Source organism: Chryseobacterium sp. FH2, assembly GCF_001045455.1.
In the GTDB taxonomy this organism is placed as follows: domain Bacteria; phylum Bacteroidota; class Bacteroidia; order Flavobacteriales; family Weeksellaceae; genus Chryseobacterium.
In genome coordinates this window covers 123,474-140,233 of the sequence record NZ_LFNE01000006.1, presented here as the reverse complement: position 1 = coordinate 140,233, position 16,760 = coordinate 123,474, and the positions used below count along the sequence as shown (strand labels likewise).

Below are 16,760 nucleotides of genomic sequence, written 5' to 3'. Positions count from 1 at the left end.
TTGAAACATGAGATTAATTACTTATAACGTAAACGGAATTAGAGCCGCATTTACTAAAGATTTTTTAGGTTGGCTACGATCCGCTGACCCTGATGTTATCTGTATTCAGGAGAGCAAAGCAGGAAACGACCAGATAGATATCGAAAGTCTTGAAAAATTAGGCTATTACAGTTACTGGCATTCTGCACAGAGAAAAGGCTATAGCGGCGTAGGAATAGCTTCAAAAATACAACCGAATCATATAGAGTATGGTTGTGGTATTGAAAGCTATGATAATGAAGGTAGGATTATCCGTGCAGACTTTGATGGTTTTTCAGCGATTTCTGTATATGTACCATCTGCTTCCAATATTGAAAGATTAGATTTCAAAATGCAGTTTTGCCATGACTTTCTTGAATATATCAAAGAATTAAAAAAAACGATACCTAATTTATTGATTTCAGGAGATTTTAATATCTGCCATCAGGCAATTGACATCCACGATCCTGTTCGTTTAAAAAATGTATCCGGCTTCTTACCTATGGAAAGAGAATGGATGACTAATTTTATCGAAGAATGCGAATTGATTGATTCTTTCAGGCTATTTAATAACGAGCCTGACAATTATACCTGGTGGAGTTACAGACAAAATTCCAGAGAGAAAAATAAAGGCTGGAGACTGGATTATAATTTTGCCTCCTATTCTTTAAAGGATAAACTTTCGAGGGCTGTTATTTTAAAAGAGGCCCTACATTCTGATCACTGCCCTGCTTTGCTTGAAATAGACGTGTAAAAAATAAAGCCAACTTTTTAGTTGGCTTTATTAATTTAAATCATAAATTTAATCGACAATTTCATATTCCACCGGAATTGTACCTCTGCCGGTATCTCCGATTTCATCGAACGCGGCTTTAGACATATCTAATGCTCTTGATGAATGGAAAGGCCCTCTATCATTTACTCTTACTATTACCTCTTTTCCATTGTTCAGATTGGTTACTTTAATACTAGTACCAAAAGGAAGCGTTCTGTTTGCTGCAGTAAATTTTCCATTATCAAAAATTTCTCCGCTAGCGGTTTTTCTACCGTTAAATTTATCGTGGTAGTACGATGCATAACTTGTTTTTTTCGCATCTGTGGCATTATTCTTGAAAGAATAAACACCAAAGGTTGAAATCATCATTATGATTACGAGAATGAATCTTTTCATCATGTTGAACTTTTATTGGTTTTGACTCAGCAAAAGTATCATGAAAGTTCTAAAGTCCACAGTCCAAATGTTAAAATACGTTAACAAAATCTAAATTATATGTTAACCAATCTTGTAACGCCCTATTAATAGGGGTTTTAAAGCACACTGTTAAAAAGTGTTAAAAAAGAATGAAGAAAGTTAATGAAATTAACTAATTAAAGCATGATTTTAAAAACACAATTTTAAAACTTACTGATTATCAACGTTTTAATAAACCTGTAAAATTATCAATTTGTTTTAAGCTTTTAAAAAATAAAAAACCAATGAGATAAACTCATTGGTTTTTATTTATATTATTCCTAAAGAATCTTTACCTTAATTCTTAGTATATTCTACAATATAATCGTAAGTACCGTTAGGGTAAACTACTGATATACTTGGAGAACCTGTTATAAGATTTCCTGTAGCTTTATCATAAGAATATACTCCATTTGCATAAACATTATTAGTTCCCGGCTGGAAAATAGTAATTCTATACAAACTTCCTGCTCCAGGAATTGTTACAGCTCCTGTATAAGATGTAGGTGCAGTTGAAGTTCCATTAACAGTAAACTGCCCTCTTCTAGCGTATACCTGACTATTGTTAATTAACGTATTTGTAGTAGTTTCTGTATTTGCAATATTCACTTTCGGATCTCCTCCTAATGGTCTCCAAACACCTTGTTGTACTGCACCATTTGCCGCACCATTTGGGTTATAGAAGAAATAGTAACCAGGTGTAACCGCAGTAGCCGTTGAAGATCTATTACCAGCTGTAAGAGTTGTTCCATTAGCTCTGTTATATACTATCATACCATCAAAATAGGTAGGAAAAGTAAACCCATCAGCATATGTTAAATCAAATTCAAAATTAACCAAGTCAACACTTGGAATAACAACACCTTTACCAACATTTGGGCCAGCACCAGCTTCAGCACTAAAAGAAGTACTTCCATCAAACATTACATTTGAATTGTTAAGCCCTGGATTAACTGGGAAATTCGAAAGAACCTGTGCATTAAGTGAAAGACCAGATGCACCTAGTATGATTAAATAAAGTATTTTTTTCATCTTATTATTATTATTATTTATTAATTAAACTACTGATTATTTTGTTAGAGCAAACCATCCTGTACCAGACCAAACAATTGGATAACCTCTGAACTGAGTCATCGTAACAATTCCGGCAACATTTGTTATGTTATTACCTAGTGCAGCTGTATTATTATTAAATACATATACTACTCTACCAGCATCAGCAGCCGTTAAATTAGGAAAATTGATTGTAACTCCTACACCAGCATTAGTAATGATATAGTAATCATCAGCTGCTATATCGTAATTTGCTGCAGTAATAGTCTTAGTATTACCTCTAATACCTTCGTATCTTTGAGGAGGAGTAGCAGAACCGCCACCACCTACAGCAACCCAAACAGAATTTGGAGCATCATAATAATAGAATCCTGTTGCTGTTACATTAGCAGTTTTACCAGTTCCTGTACCATCAGCAACAGAGGAAACAAACGCCAGAGCACCATTTTGAAGAGGAGTATAAGCTAAATCCTTAGCTTCCAATTGGGCTCTTGTCATACGAGGGACTAACAACGCGTCCGGTCTAGCTGGATCAGTAGTATTTGCTACAACATCTAAAGTCGCAGCAGGTGTAGTAGTGTTAATACCCACACGTCCTTGCTGAGCCTGAGAAAGCGCTGAGAAACAAACAAGCATGCTTGCTGTGAATAAAAATTTTTTCATAAGTTTTTAAAGATTTTAAATTACATTTTTTTCACCAAATAATTTTTTATTATGCCAGCAGGATAAATTTATCCCAACTTGTGCCTTTAATTAAACATTCAAAATCACATGACTATATCCAAAAATATGATATTTTTTTGATTATGCACCCTAAATATTTAAATTCCAGCAAATGGCGGCCTATAAAAAATTATTCTTTGGCGCAAAGTTATGATTTAATTTTTTAATTTCTAAATTATATTACAATAAATTTATAGGATTTTCGTTAAAAAAATACAAAACATTGATTTACAACATATTAACCAACACTTAATAATAATTTACAATATGTTAAATTTTATTAATATTTTAACAATCTAAAGTTAATTTAATTCAAAATGCTTTAAAATTCTTCATATTATAATTATTTATTAAATTAATTCACCGTAAAGGTCGAATTCTTCAGCAGATGTAATTTTTACTTCTGCAAATTCACCAATGGAAATATAAGTATCTTCTGCAGAGACTAAAACAGTATTATCTACATCAGGAGAATCATATTCTGTTCTTCCAATGAAATAATTACCCTCTTTTCTGTCAAACATACATTTATATATATTACCTATTTTCTGTTGATTCTTTTCCCAAGAAATCTGAGACTGCAATTCCATGATTTCCTCTACTCGCGCTTCTTTTATCTCTTGTGGAATATCATCTTCCAAAACATATGCTCCGGTATTTTCTTCATGAGAATATGTGAAACACCCCAATCTGTCAAACTTTTGCGCTCTTACCCAATCTTTTAATTCCTGAAATCTTTCTTCAGTTTCTCCGGGATAACCGACAATAAGAGTTGTTCTGATTGCCATATCCGGAACTTTTTCTCTGAATTTCCCTAAAAGAGCATCAGTTTTTTCATGAGTTGTCCCTCTTTTCATAGATTTCAACAAGTCTGAATTGATATGTTGAAGAGGAATATCTATATAATTGCAAACTTTCGGTTCTTCTCTGATGATATCTAAAACATATTCCGGAAAACCACTTGGAAAAGCATAATGCAGACGAATCCATTCAATTCCTTCCACTTTTACCAACTCTTTCAGTAAATCTCCGAGCGCGCGTTTTTTATAAAGATCTAATCCGTAATATGTTAAATCCTGAGCAATCAGAATTAATTCTTTCGTTCCTTTTTTAGCAAGTTTTTGCGCTTCAGTAATCAACTTTTCTATCGGAGTGGAAACATGGCCGCCTCTCATTAAAGGAATTGCACAAAAAGAGCAAGGCCTGTCGCAACCTTCAGAAATTTTCAAATAGGCATAATGTTTCGGAGTGGTTGTAAGCCTTTCACCTACAAGCTCATGTTTGTAGTCTGCACCCAAATGTTTTAAAAGAATAGGTAAATCTCTAGTACCGAAATATTGATCAACGTCAGGAATTTCTTTAATCAAATCTGGCTTGTACCTCTCAGAAAGACAGCCTGTAACGAAAACTTTTTCTACTTCCCCTCTGTTTTTAGCATCTACATAATCAAGAATTGTATTAATTGACTCCTCTTTTGCATTGTCTATAAACCCGCAGGTATTGATAACAACGATATCACCTCTGTCTTCATGAACCACTTCTTTTCCGTTAGCTTTCAATTGGCTCATTAATACTTCAGAATCATAAACATTCTTTGAGCAACCAAGCGTTACAACATTAATTTTCTTTTTACCTACAGATTTTGTGCGCATCTTTTTGATTTTGAGGTTGCAAAGATACGAAATAATAAAAAGCCTGCCTTAAAAAATAAAAACCACTTTAATAAAGTGGTTTTCAATATAATATTAAAAATTTCGCTCTGAAAACTTAGGTAAAGACTTATCCTTGCCTGAAAGCTGAACTACCTCTAAAGGTAATTTCCAATCGATATTTAAATCAGGATCATTCCAAATAACGCTTCCTTCCGAATCTTTATCATAAAAATTATCACATTTGTAAGCAAAAACAGCTGTCTCGCTTAAAACTGAAAAGCCGTGACCAAAGCCTCTCGGCACATATAATTGAAGTTTATTTTCCGGGGTAAGCTCAATTCCGAACCATTTCCCAAAAGTTGGAGAATCTTTTCTTAAATCAACAGCAATATCCCAAACTTTACCTTCTAAGCAGGAAACAAGTTTTGCCTGTGCATGCTCTCCCTTTTGTAAATGAATTCCACGCAAAACACCATACGAAGACTTAGAAATATTATCCTGGACGAAATGCCCGTTCATCCCTGTAAGCTCTTCAAATTTTTTCTCATTAAATTTTTCATAGAAATAACCTCTCTCATCCTCAAAAACAGTAGGCTCAATTATACAGCAATCTTTAAGTGGTGTTTCTTTTATTTTCATTTTTTAGTTTTTTTAGTTTCTATAAATTGTACTCTTTTTTCAGTCTCCATTTTAATCCTAAATAAATTCCACCAATCGGAATGAAAATCATTAAAATAGTAGCCCAAATTGGAAGCTGCGAATTTATTAAAAATATATTGACAAATATTTGACAAAATGAATAAATGCAACTTATTACTAAATGCGAAACCTTTTTTTCATTAGCAAAAAGCTGGTATAAATGTCTTCTATGTGCTTCAAAGATATTTTCTTTTAACGCTATTCTTTCAATAATCGTCAGTACCACTTCCACTCCATAAATGGTTAATAAAAGAATAAATTTATACTCCCCAGTTCTCATGATAAGAAGAGTAATCAGCCCAATCACCCAAAATCCGATTCCCATACTTCCCACATCTCCGGCGAAACACTTTGCTTTTGTTCTAAAATTAAAAAATAGAAATACTAAACAAGCAAGGATGGGATAAAGTATAAAATCATTGTCTGTGAACTGAATAACTTCGTTATTGATATATATTAGAGAACCAAGCGTAATTAAGCTGTAAAGCCCTGTCATTCCATTGATACCATCCATAAAATTATATGCGTTTAAGGTACCGATAGCCAAAATAAATAATATGGGCCAAACCCAGAATGGCATTAGCGTAAATGCCTCCGCAAAGTATAACAGCAGAATTACAGAAATAAGATGAAAAGATAATCTTATTTTATTTGACAACGTTTTTATATCATCAATAAAGCTGACAGTACAGATTGCAAGCAACCCCAAACCGAATGACCAATAATTTTCAACAGCTTCATTTAAATTAAATAAACAGAATACAATAAATGCAACAGGGAAAATAACCCCCCCCCCACGCAAAGTAATTTGAGTATGGGCACTTCTATGGTTGGGTTTATCTATAATATTGTATTTATCGGCTATTTTGAAATACACCAATAATAATGCAAAAAGTAAAATGATTGTGATAATATATTCCATTATTTTTTGAAACTTTTTATGGTGAGTTCTAACCCTTCTTTTGCCGTTAAAGGCAATGTATCAATTTTTAGGATGGTTTTTATTTTTTGATTTGATACGACTAAATTACTGGTTAATTTCTTTAGTTTTTGAGTATTTAACGGAAGTGGTAGAAAATCTCCAATCCACGCTAACCCTTTTATCAGAAATTTGGGAAAACTGATATTCGGAGTTTTTAAATTTTCAACTTTTTTAATAATTTCAATAATTTCGCTTGTAGCAACGGTTTCATTATCCGCAATATGATAAATACTATTCTCTAAATTATTATTATCCTGAATTATTCTCTGAATATAAAAAATAAAATTATTGATAGAAATAAATGATCTTTCGTTATTAAATGAAGCCAAAGGATAAGGAATACCTTTTGAAATAATTTTATAAAGCAAGCCTAAATTCCCTTTATCACCAGGACCATGAACCATTGGCGGACGAATAATGATCAGTTTTTTATCATTGGATAATTTTTGTTTTAGAAGCCATTTTTCTGCTTCTCTTTTACTTTTTCCATAGAATGAAACAGGATTGCAATGATCGGTTTCTTTTAAAGGTTTAGCAGATTCATATTCTTCTAAAGCAGCCAATGAACTGATATGAATAAACACTTTAGCATCAGTTTTTTGGAAGGTTTCGAATATTTGCTGAGCCAATTCAACGTTGGCAAAATAATATTCTTTTTCCGTCGCAGAACCTTTATGGTCATGTGCTTTTCCTACAAGATTAATGAAAACTGCTGTTTCTTCATTCAGATCATTTTTCCACAAGGGATTACGCAAAGAAATTTCCTGAACTCTCGAGCTCTGCTGTAAAGATTTTACCAAATTTTTGCCAATAAAACCTGAACTTCCAAAAACAGCTATTTTCATCTTCCTAATGCTTTAAGTGTCTCTTTATTAATTTTTCTCCTTCCATTATCAAAAAACCATCCCCATTTATTAAAATAATAGATAGCTGACTGCATTCCAATTTTTGTAAGCCTCCAAGACTTATGAGATCCTTTTTCGAAATGATGATAAATATACACCTCAGGATAATAGACAGTCCTGTACCCGCCGTTTATGAGCCTTCTGCATAAATCGGTCTCCTCGCCGTACATAAAAATTTTTTCATCAAAAAAGCCAACTTTACGCAAGGCTTCAAGTTTCAAAAACATAAAACATCCGGAAAGATATGGCACGTCCATTACTTTATCATATCCTGTAAATCTCATTTCGAAGATTTCATTTCTTTTTTCAACCATTCCTTTAAATGGATTGAATCTCCTGCCAATCCAGTCATAAGGGGTAGGAAGAAGCTTACATAAACGCTGTATTTTACCGTCAGGATAAAGCACCTTAGGCATTATATTTCCTATCTCAGGATATTTTTTTAGATAATCAGTCAGGTTTTTCAGTATCTTTTCATCAAAATAGGCATCAGGATTTAGCACCAGGTGATATACACTCTTTTTTTCCATTGCCCTTTTGATAGCAATATTATGTGCCGCTCCAAAGCCGGGGTTTGAGGGGTTAAAAATATATTCTACATTCGGATGATTAATGATAGTTTTCAAATCATCTGTTGGAGAGTTGTCTACCAAATATAAAAATATAGGAAAGCCTGTATCTGAATTAAGGAAGCTGTTAATTGCATCCAAAAGAATTTCTGTATCATTTTTATAGCAAACTATACTAGCGGTTACAAACATTTTACTAATTTAAAATTTAAATAGACTTAAATACATCCAAATATCTCTTGGCTCTAATTCCTGCATTTCCAAATGCTTTAATCCTTTCCTTACCATTGTAGACCAGCTGCTCAGAAAGTTTTTTATCAGTTATTATCTGTATGATTTTTGATACAATATCTTCAGGATCAAGGGGATCAAAATAAAGCGCAGCATTTTCACAAATAGACTTCGCGAAAGAATAATGCGATGTCAGAATAGGAATTTCCATTTTCATTGCCTCCGGATAATTTGCCGAAAATGACTCAATAAGAGTTGGCAAAAAAAGAGCGTCTGATTCTGAATATAACTGCGGGCAATCTTTAACATCTACTCTTCCAAGGTTAATTATTCTTGACTTTGCTTCATCAGTGAAATATTGTTCATATTTCACAGGATCAATTGTCAATATAAACTTTATATCTTTTCCTATATTTTTTTTATCCCAAATCGGTATAATTTCGTTTATTATCGTAAGATTTTTATGGATATCAAAAGATGCCAAAGAAAGAAGTCTATATTCGTTTTTATCAGGTTCAGGTAATAAACGTTCTTTTGCAGAGGTACTGTTTATTTCAAAATATCTGTTATACGTATTACTAACAGTAAAAATATGGGATGGATCAATGTGTAAAAAAACAGCTAATCTTTTTGACATATCATCAGTTTCACAAATGAAATATTTGCCGTTTCTTTTTAAAAAAAAACGGTGAGCGATCTTCATCAAATTAATCCTGAGAAAATCTTTAGATGAAATTCTTTTGAAAAAGGGAGATTCAGGATAGACATAATATGAGTTTGCAAAACCCGTGATATGTTTAGATTTTGGGGTCCAGCAAGAAGGTCCAAAAACTGAAAAAACAATATCCGGATTAATTGTACTCTCCAGATTTCTCAACTGTTTTCTTGTAAAAAAACCTTTTAATCCGTATAAGGGGTGGTTTTCAAACTGATAAAAATGAAAATTATCTGGAAAATCAAGTATCTTAATTTCTTTTGATACTGTTTTACTTAAAAAAACATGATAGGTATTTTCCGGAAAAGCAATACATTCATAAATAAATGAAACAGCAACCTGTGTTACTCCGGTTCCGCTTAATGTGGTTGTATTAATAATCAGTTTCATTTTAAGTACTAAAATTTAAGAATATAAACGAATAAAAGTATTAAAACTCTTCCAGAATCTTTTTGATAACTGTTTTATTGTCTACAGCATCAAATAATATTTGAGAATTTTGTGAAAATTGTTCGAAATTTCTATCAATTTCCAATATTATTTCTTTTATCTCTGTGGTATCATTAGTACCGAAAACTTTTCCACAGCCAAACTTCTGAAAAGGTATGGATAATCCCGGTATATTATTACCAATCATAGGTACGCCATATCCTGCATATTCAAAAATTTTATTTGGTGCACAGAAAATTTGATTTAATGATATGGGATCGTATATCAAAATCCCAATTCTTGCCAGTGATGTTATGTACAAATGCTGTGGCGAAGGTATATAAGAAATATGTACCAGACGCGGGCATATTTCCTGGTAATGCTCCAGCATACCAAAGTCTCTGCCCATAATCACCGGTATAAAATCTTCGCCTAATTCATTAATAGCTTTTAAAATAAACGACAAATCTCTTTCCGGAGCAATTAAACCTTGATACAATATTATCTTACTGTTATTTTTTGTCAAATTATCATAAAAATCAGGATAATTTTCCTTTAAAAACTGGTGTGATACTGTATCATCTAATAATTTATAAGGTTTGTTAGGTAACACAACCGGATATTTTTTGGGCTTAAACCACAGATTAAAAATAGCAGCTCTGTTTTCTTCACAAACGATCAACCTTTTAGACTTATTTATATATTTATTTAAAACATATTTATAAAAGGACGAATGATCATACATTTCCAAAATATGCATTACATAGTCTATCTTGTTAAAAATATTGCTGAACAATAAGGGAGCAATACTGTCTGCATCTACAAACCAGATAATACTGTTTTGGTTCTCAGGCTGAGACAATTCTTTTAAAACGTCTTTCCTATATTTCAGCCATGTTCTTATTTTTTTTGAAAATGATCTTTTATTTAAGTCTACAAAAGAGCCTAATCCCAAATCTCTAAACTCAACACCTTTACTTTCAAAATTTTTCTTCCAATAGTCATTTACACCTAACGTTATCAGTTTAACAGAAATACCTAAGTCCAGTAAATGCTGAATTACCATTTGTGTTGGCGGTTCTTTTTCAATAGTATTTTTGTGAATTATTAAAACTTTTTTCATATCTAATCTTTTTTATCATTTGTTTCTGCCTGAAATATTGCTTGCTAAATTTCTCCAGCCATTTGTGTAGTAACCAAAATTATAGCATTTATCTAATTCTAAATTTATACCGTACGAATGGCTGGACTATAAATAATATCATGATGAAAAAAAGTATAGGATAAAATCCTTGGGTAATACCAGACAGAATATCTCCTCTAACGGTAAGTAAGGATGCAAGGAAGCATAACAGTGCTATTAAAAGTGATACATAATTATCAGATAATAAAAAAACATCTACTACTTTTATGAGAATTCCCGCATATAATCCCATTAAAAGTGAATATAATATCAGACCAAAAATACCTTCATTTGCCCATCCTTCTCCCGCAATTCCGGCTGCATTTGACCATTTATATTCAGCCAAATGTTCATAATCAAAATTTTGTCCTCCAAATTTGATTTCTGTTAATGCTACTCCAAAACCAACAGGTTTATTTTTCCACAAACTTCTTGGAATCGGGTTAAATAAAACAGCCCTTAAAGTATAATCAAGAGGTAAAAAATCAACTGATGAGCCAAAGGTTTCAATACATTTATTGTAATCGATTAGCAGCAAATCTCCTTCTGTAGAATTATATTCCTTCTGTGACTGCGAAAAATCCATTTCAGCAATTGTATTCTGAAGCATCTCTAAATTATCAATTTCTTTATTTCTGATAGATGATAAAGCTAAAAAAGATAATAGAACAATACATGCAGGAAATAGAAGTTTTATATTGAAAAATAAGCTTTTAATAATAAACTTATTATTTTTAATACTTACAATTATATTGGCTAATATGATAATGATTAATAATGAAATAATGGCTCCTCTTGTTCCCCTAGGAAAAGCAGCAAGTGCTAAAGCAAAAAAACTGAGATTAAGGTATAGAGAATTTGTTTTGAATCTTGCATTATTATAGCTTAATACAAATATTATCAAAGATGACAAGGAATATAATGAAAAGAGAATAATAGTTAAAAATGACGGAATATCCTCTCTTTCAGGTTGCCTATAATAAAATCGGGTGACAGCCTTGTCAAAAGAGCCATACAGCCATGTATTAAATGAAAAATCCAGAATAACATATAGTAGAACTACTAAAAAAAGGTAAAGCTGCTGCTTTGTTTTTAGTGGTTTTATGGAAAATTTATGGAAAACTGCATTTTTATTGTTAATAAAACCAAGAATCGTTTTATGCCTCATCTTACGAGTTATATATGCTGTTGAGACAAAAATAATAAATGACAACAACAATAATAATTCTGAAGTCTCACTAAGTTCCAAATCCTGTTTGATTCCGAAAAAAAATAAAAATATAACGTTCATATAAAACAACGGATCTATAATAGATTTAAATCCTTTGTTAAAAATTATCGCCAATAAAAAAAATATTGCAAAATATCCTGCAAATGTCATTATTAATTGTTTAGTTTTTTAATAAGAAATTCTAATATTCTATCACTGGATTCACCGTCTCCATAAGGGTTATTTGCTTTTGACATAGAATTGTAGTGATTCTCGTCATCTAACAATAAAGAAACTCCTGCAATAATTTTATCATACTCCGTCCCAACAAGCTGCACTGTACCAGCTTCTACAGCTTCTGGACGCTCAGTATTATCACGCATAACCAAAACTGGTTTTCCTAATCCGGGTGCTTCTTCCTGTATTCCCCCACTGTCGGTGAGCACTAAATAACTTTTCTTCATCAAAAAAATAAAAGGTAAATAGTCTAAAGGCTCAATGAAAAAGATATTGTCGGGCTTCCCATCTCCAAAAATATCATTTATAGGTTTTCTGACATTAGGATTTAGATGCATCGGATATATAAAATCTACTGAAGGATACAAATTAGCTAAAGCCTTTAATGCTTTACATATATTTATAAATCCTTCTCCGAAATTTTCACGTCGATGACCGGTTATCAGAACTAAACGTTTATCATTATTTAAACGTAAATAATCATAGCCAAAATTATTTAACATCTCTCCAATTTCTGTTGACAGTTGATTGTTTCCTTCTATTTTTTCAACAACCCACTGTAGTGCATCTATAACAGTATTGCCTGTGACAACTATATTATTATCCGGTACATTCTCATCCAGTAAATTTTGACGGCTAAGCTGAGTTGGAGCAAAGTGATATGCAGCAATTCGCCCGGTTATTTGGCGATTGATTTCTTCAGGCCAAGGACTATATATATTATGGGTTCTCAAACCCGCTTCAATATGCGCAACAGGTATTTTTTGGTAGAATGCAGCCAATGCTACAGCCGTAGAAGTGGTTGTGTCTCCATGTACAAGAACCAAATCAGGTTTGACAGTATGAAGTATATCCCGCATTTTGGTGAGTACTGTGGATGTAACATCATACAAATCCTGCCCTTCTTTCATAATATCCAAATCAAAATCCGGTATAATTTCGAATAATCTTAAAACCTGATCAAGCATCTCCCTATGTTGGCCTGTAACACAAACAGAGGTTTCAAAGGTATCAACGTATTGTTGAAATTTATTTACCAACGGTGCCATTTTTATTGCTTCCGGACGAGTACCAAATACTATAAGAACTTTTTTCATAATTAAATTGTAATTTTAAAGGTTATAAATCCTTGTAAAATTGAATGTAAAAGATAGCTTAACAAAAATGCATAACTCAATCCCAAAGCACCTAAATGTAAATATTCTACAAATATATAAGTTATTATAAGAAAACTGATTCCCCAAAATAAATTGACAGCGAAACCAAGCCACATTTTGGCTTTGCTTGCAATAACCTGTCCTAATACACTATTAATTGTTTGTAATATCGCTGCGAGCAACAAAATTCTTAAGGGTAGATAACTGGTGAAATTACTTCCATATAATTTAAGGATAAAAGGTGCTAAAAATATTATAACCAATGTCAAAATTGTTACTATAGCACAATTTACTAAAAGGTTCAGTTTTAATAATTTATTATATTGCATTCCTGATTCTTCTGATAAGCTATTTGAAAGCATAGGCAGAATGATTGCTCCAATTGAGTTTGGAATAAATAACACCATCAAATACCATTGTTCTGAAACATCAAAGATAGCCATTTCCGAAAACCCGTTAGTCCTTACTAATAAAGCTTTCCCTAACCAAATTGCGGGCATTGCAACAAAAGTTGACAACATTGCCGGAAAAGAGAATTTGATAAAAATACTTTTTATTTCCGGGGTAAAAGCTTTAATACTTTGAAACGTAGAACCAAAATGTCTGTTGATTGAGATTTGATTAAGAATGACAAATAAACCGGCAGAAATTCCTAAAGAAATAATTACCCCGTTTGCTCCCCAAAAAAGGGCTCCCAATATTATAAATAAAAATTGTCCTATTCCATAAATTAAATTATTAATACCTAATCTTTTAAAATCTTCAAAACCAGTTAAGGTTCCGCTCTGCGCACTGGCAAGCGTACTGAAGAACAATGCAATAATACTGAGTTTTAAAGAAAATGATAATTCCGGAGTTCCAAAAGAGTATTTTGAAATCTGGCTGTTGAAAATAAATATAGCAGCAGATATAATTAATCCAAAAATTAATGCAATCTGATTAGATGCTTTATGAACCTGATAAGCCTTTTTCTTATTGGTATTTCTGTAATATGCAACATACCGTGCCGCCGTAAGTCCCATTCCCATACTGGAAAATACCATAAACATAGTAATTGTAGAACGTAACACTCCTATTTTGCCATATTCCTCTTTTCCAATAATTCTGGCAACAATTATAAAAGCAACTAGCATCAGTAGCTTTCCAGATACCGTTCCTATTAAAGACCAGGAAGCACTCTTAATAAACCTCTGAACATGCGGTAAAACTAGGATACTATTTATTTTATTCTTCAATGTGTTTATTTATTTAGCAATTTTTTTGCTTTATATTTTCGTGCTTAAGCATTTATAACATAAATTATTTAATGATAGCTCCTTAGACAATAATAAAAATAATATATCATTCAGTTCTATTCCTTATGTCTTAGATTTTGTAAATATTATGTTTAAAATCTATCCCTTATTCTATCAAACCAGCTTTTTTCCTCTGCTGCATATCCATAGCCATATTTATTGCCATATCCAAAATAATCCCTGTCCACATCATTTAAGACAAATCCAACATTTTTAATTTTACCACTTTCTATATTACTATTAGCGAAATCGATCAGCGTTTTTTCCGTGTATTGAGAACGTGTCACATACAGTGTAGCATCAGCCATTTCAGCAAATAGGAATGTATCTGTTACCAGCATCAATGGAGCTGTATCCAAAATAATATAATCGTATTGGTTTTTTAATTGTTCCAATAATATTTCATAACGCCCGTTTGTTAACAGTTCAGTTGGATTTGGCGGAATACTTCCTGAATAAATCACATCTAAGTGTGGATTAAATGTAGAAGCATGAACAATATCCTGTATTTTAGTCTGGTTATCATAGAGGAATTCAGTAAGTCCTGTTAAACCTTTTCTCGCCGGATTATATCTCTGCAATTGCGGGTTTCTAATATCGGATCCAATAATAATTACTTTTTTACTCGTTGTTGCCATGGCAAGTGCTAAATTAACAGATACAAAAGTCTTTCCTTCACCTTTTACTGTTGACGTAACAAATACTACTTTTGCTTTCTTTTTCGGAAGCATAAAATTCATATTCGTAATCAATATTCTGAATGCTTCTGCCATTGGTGACAAGTCATTGACTTGTATTAGTTCAGGCTGTCCTTTTACTAATCTTGGAATTTCCCCAATGACTGGTTTATCACCTGCTAATATTTCAAGATCATGTTTTGTCTTAACTTTATTATTTAATAATTCTTTAAGATAAATAATTACAAACGGCAAGAGCAGACCACATATAAGTGCACTCAGGTAAAACATCATTTTTTTGGGAGCCACCGGCTTTGGAGAAGCATACGCGTAATCAACTATTCTGGCTTTATCTGCGGTTACTGCTAGTGAAATAGCGGTTTCTTCTCTTTTCTGTAACAATAGCAGGTACAGACTTTCTTTAATCTGTTGCTGTCTTTCTATATCTCTAAAGATTTTCTCTTGGCTTGGAATTTTCAGTATTCGTGAAGAAACTTTATTTTGTTCTGCAAGATATTGATTTTTAGCAAATTGAAGCCCCGTTCTGTTTTTATTAAGACTCTCAACAACGGAAGAGCGCATAGCCGAAATCTGGTTGTTGAGATCAATAATTAAAGGATTCTGAGGCGTTGCATTTTCCAACAGTCTATTACGCTCAATCACCAACTGATTGTATGCAGAAATGCTGCTTGACGCTTCAGAACTCTGAAGCCCAACATTTGTGGGAAGCACCTGCCCGTTCCCCTGCTTAGACATAAATCCTATTAACGCATTGGTAAGATCCAATTGAGAATCTACCTCGATTTGTTTTGCACGTGCTTCTGCAGAACTTTCTAGACCAATTTTAGCCTCAGTAGCAAGATCAGTGATCTGATTCGAGCTTTTAAAACGTTCTTTACGGTTTTCAACTTCTCCTAAATCATTAGCAATTATATTTATTCTCTCATCAATAAACTCACGTGTAATTTCTGATTCTGAATTTTTATCTTTAATTGCTTCATTATTGTAGACTTTTACCAGATTATCAAGAATATCTTTAGCTTTATCTGTATTTTCATAATTTAACGATAAACCAATAACTGTTGCATCCTTATTAACTAAACTTACATTTAGTATTTTTTGTAATGCATTTACAGTCCCTTCCTTAGTAGAATATGTAAAAGAAAAATCTTCCAGATTACCCGCTTTGATTCTATTAAAATTTTTATTCTTTAATATGATAATATTTGCATAAGGTAAACTTATTGTTTTTCCATATGTTGCAGTAATATCCTTTGCCAATTCCTCTGAACTTATTGTAAAAGTATTTTGTGAAAGCTTGATATGGATAGGTTTATTGGGTAACTGTACAAATGGTTTTTCATTAACTACTTTAATGTTAAAAGGTGACGTATCAGTATACAGTTCTTTTAATGTTACCCCTTGCTTAGCAAAAATAGAAGTTTGTAGATTTAAAGTTTTTACAACATCCTGGATAAGTTTTTTAGATTTGAAAATTTCAATTTCATTTTCAATGCTGTTAGTACCCATTCCTCCAAATCCGGATAAATCTTGTAAAGCGGCAAATTCTCCTCCTACCGAAGGTGTACTTTTGGCATCTTTAATAAGTACGGATGATTTTATATTATAAACCGGAGTAACATATTTTAAATATAAATAAGTAAAAAAAAGTGTAAGAATAGGGATAATAATAAACCATATCCAATTTCTAAGATAAGGTTTAATAATTTCCTGAATATGTATTTCTTTAGTTGATGATTCGTCTATTGTTGAATTATTCATTTAAAATAATAT

Annotated in this window: 15 protein-coding genes; 1 reads left to right on the top strand and 14 read right to left on the bottom strand. The window is 32.2% G+C overall.

From position 1 onward, the window contains the following. Positions 1–7: 7 nt before the first annotated feature. On the top strand, positions 8–772 hold the full coding sequence (locus ACM39_RS11265; protein ID WP_048511144.1) for an exodeoxyribonuclease III: 765 nt from the start codon (positions 8–10) through the stop codon (positions 770–772). Between the two features lie 48 nt (positions 773–820). Here the strand turns inward: ACM39_RS11265 and ACM39_RS11260 are convergent, their stop codons facing one another. The 14 genes from ACM39_RS11260 to ACM39_RS11195 form a co-directional block, all read right to left on the bottom strand. Then, positions 821–1,192: a septal ring lytic transglycosylase RlpA family protein gene (locus ACM39_RS11260; RefSeq protein ID WP_048511143.1), complete on the bottom strand. Its 372-nt coding sequence runs from the start codon at positions 1,190–1,192 to the stop codon at positions 821–823. A gap of 354 nt (positions 1,193–1,546) precedes the next feature. Continuing rightward, positions 1,547–2,281: a hypothetical protein gene (locus ACM39_RS11255; protein ID WP_048511142.1), complete on the bottom strand. Its 735-nt coding sequence runs from the start codon at positions 2,279–2,281 to the stop codon at positions 1,547–1,549. A gap of 36 nt (positions 2,282–2,317) precedes the next feature. Further along, positions 2,318–2,965 carry a hypothetical protein gene (locus ACM39_RS11250; protein ID WP_048511141.1) on the bottom strand — a complete coding sequence of 216 codons (648 nt, stop codon included), beginning with the start codon at positions 2,963–2,965 and terminating at the stop codon, positions 2,318–2,320. 410 nt (positions 2,966–3,375) lie between these two features. Continuing rightward, the gene (rimO, locus tag ACM39_RS11245) at positions 3,376–4,677 is read right to left on the bottom strand and encodes a 30S ribosomal protein S12 methylthiotransferase RimO (RefSeq protein ID WP_048511140.1); all 1,302 of its coding nucleotides are present in this window, start codon (positions 4,675–4,677) and stop codon (positions 3,376–3,378) included. A gap of 93 nt (positions 4,678–4,770) precedes the next feature. Further along, a complete protein-coding gene (gene rfbC, locus ACM39_RS11240) occupies positions 4,771–5,316 on the bottom strand; it encodes a dTDP-4-dehydrorhamnose 3,5-epimerase (protein ID WP_048511139.1) in 546 nt (181 codons plus the stop codon). A gap of 19 nt (positions 5,317–5,335) precedes the next feature. Next, positions 5,336–6,298: an MraY family glycosyltransferase gene (locus tag ACM39_RS11235; protein ID WP_048511138.1), complete on the bottom strand. Its 963-nt coding sequence runs from the start codon at positions 6,296–6,298 to the stop codon at positions 5,336–5,338. Continuing rightward, positions 6,298–7,203 carry an NAD-dependent epimerase/dehydratase family protein gene (locus ACM39_RS11230; RefSeq protein WP_048511137.1) on the bottom strand — a complete coding sequence of 302 codons (906 nt, stop codon included), beginning with the start codon at positions 7,201–7,203 and terminating at the stop codon, positions 6,298–6,300. Before ACM39_RS11230 ends, ACM39_RS11235 begins: the two co-directional genes overlap by 1 nt. Continuing rightward, on the bottom strand, positions 7,200–8,024 hold the full coding sequence (locus ACM39_RS11225; RefSeq protein WP_048511136.1) for a glycosyltransferase family 2 protein: 825 nt from the start codon (positions 8,022–8,024) through the stop codon (positions 7,200–7,202). Before ACM39_RS11225 ends, ACM39_RS11230 begins: the two co-directional genes overlap by 4 nt. A gap of 16 nt (positions 8,025–8,040) precedes the next feature. Further along, a complete protein-coding gene (locus ACM39_RS11220) occupies positions 8,041–9,168 on the bottom strand; it encodes a glycosyltransferase (RefSeq protein WP_048511135.1) in 1,128 nt (375 codons plus the stop codon). A 40-nt stretch (positions 9,169–9,208) separates the two neighbouring features. Beyond that, a complete protein-coding gene (locus ACM39_RS11215) occupies positions 9,209–10,330 on the bottom strand; it encodes a glycosyltransferase family 1 protein (RefSeq protein ID WP_048511134.1) in 1,122 nt (373 codons plus the stop codon). Between the two features lie 88 nt (positions 10,331–10,418). After that, positions 10,419–11,681, bottom strand: a complete 1,263-nt coding sequence (locus tag ACM39_RS11210) for a hypothetical protein (RefSeq protein ID WP_131701448.1) — start codon at positions 11,679–11,681, stop codon at positions 10,419–10,421. Positions 11,682–11,773: 92 nt separating this feature from the next. Then, entirely contained in the window at positions 11,774–12,934 is a 1,161-nt protein-coding gene (wecB, locus tag ACM39_RS11205; protein WP_048511132.1) for a non-hydrolyzing UDP-N-acetylglucosamine 2-epimerase, read from the bottom strand. Positions 12,935–12,936: 2 nt separating this feature from the next. Continuing rightward, positions 12,937–14,229, bottom strand: coding sequence for an oligosaccharide flippase family protein (locus ACM39_RS11200; RefSeq protein ID WP_165585114.1), 1,293 nt, complete (start codon positions 14,227–14,229; stop codon positions 12,937–12,939). A gap of 152 nt (positions 14,230–14,381) precedes the next feature. Next, positions 14,382–16,748 (bottom strand): GumC family protein, encoded by a 2,367-nt coding sequence (locus ACM39_RS11195; RefSeq protein WP_048511130.1) that lies wholly within the window; start codon positions 16,746–16,748, stop codon positions 14,382–14,384. Positions 16,749–16,760: the final 12 nt, after the last annotated feature.

Coding starts and splice junctions, on each gene's coding strand:
- wecB (WP_048511132.1), bottom strand. CDS start 12,934: ATGAAAAAAGTTCTTATAGTATTTGGTACTCGTCCGGAAGCAATAAAA.
- ACM39_RS11235 (WP_048511138.1), bottom strand. CDS start 6,298: ATGGAATATATTATCACAATCATTTTACTTTTTGCATTATTATTGGTG.
- rimO (WP_048511140.1), bottom strand. CDS start 4,677: ATGCGCACAAAATCTGTAGGTAAAAAGAAAATTAATGTTGTAACGCTT.
- ACM39_RS11265 (WP_048511144.1), top strand. CDS start 8: ATGAGATTAATTACTTATAACGTAAACGGAATTAGAGCCGCATTTACT.
- ACM39_RS11225 (WP_048511136.1), bottom strand. CDS start 8,024: ATGTTTGTAACCGCTAGTATAGTTTGCTATAAAAATGATACAGAAATT.
- ACM39_RS11195 (WP_048511130.1), bottom strand. CDS start 16,748: ATGAATAATTCAACAATAGACGAATCATCAACTAAAGAAATACATATT.
- ACM39_RS11215 (WP_048511134.1), bottom strand. CDS start 10,330: ATGAAAAAAGTTTTAATAATTCACAAAAATACTATTGAAAAAGAACCG.
- ACM39_RS11255 (WP_048511142.1), bottom strand. CDS start 2,281: ATGAAAAAAATACTTTATTTAATCATACTAGGTGCATCTGGTCTTTCA.
- rfbC (WP_048511139.1), bottom strand. CDS start 5,316: ATGAAAATAAAAGAAACACCACTTAAAGATTGCTGTATAATTGAGCCT.
- ACM39_RS11230 (WP_048511137.1), bottom strand. CDS start 7,203: ATGAAAATAGCTGTTTTTGGAAGTTCAGGTTTTATTGGCAAAAATTTG.
- ACM39_RS11260 (WP_048511143.1), bottom strand. CDS start 1,192: ATGATGAAAAGATTCATTCTCGTAATCATAATGATGATTTCAACCTTT.
- ACM39_RS11220 (WP_048511135.1), bottom strand. CDS start 9,168: ATGAAACTGATTATTAATACAACCACATTAAGCGGAACCGGAGTAACA.
- ACM39_RS11210 (WP_131701448.1), bottom strand. CDS start 11,681: ATGAACGTTATATTTTTATTTTTTTTCGGAATCAAACAGGATTTGGAA.
- ACM39_RS11250 (WP_048511141.1), bottom strand. CDS start 2,965: ATGAAAAAATTTTTATTCACAGCAAGCATGCTTGTTTGTTTCTCAGCG.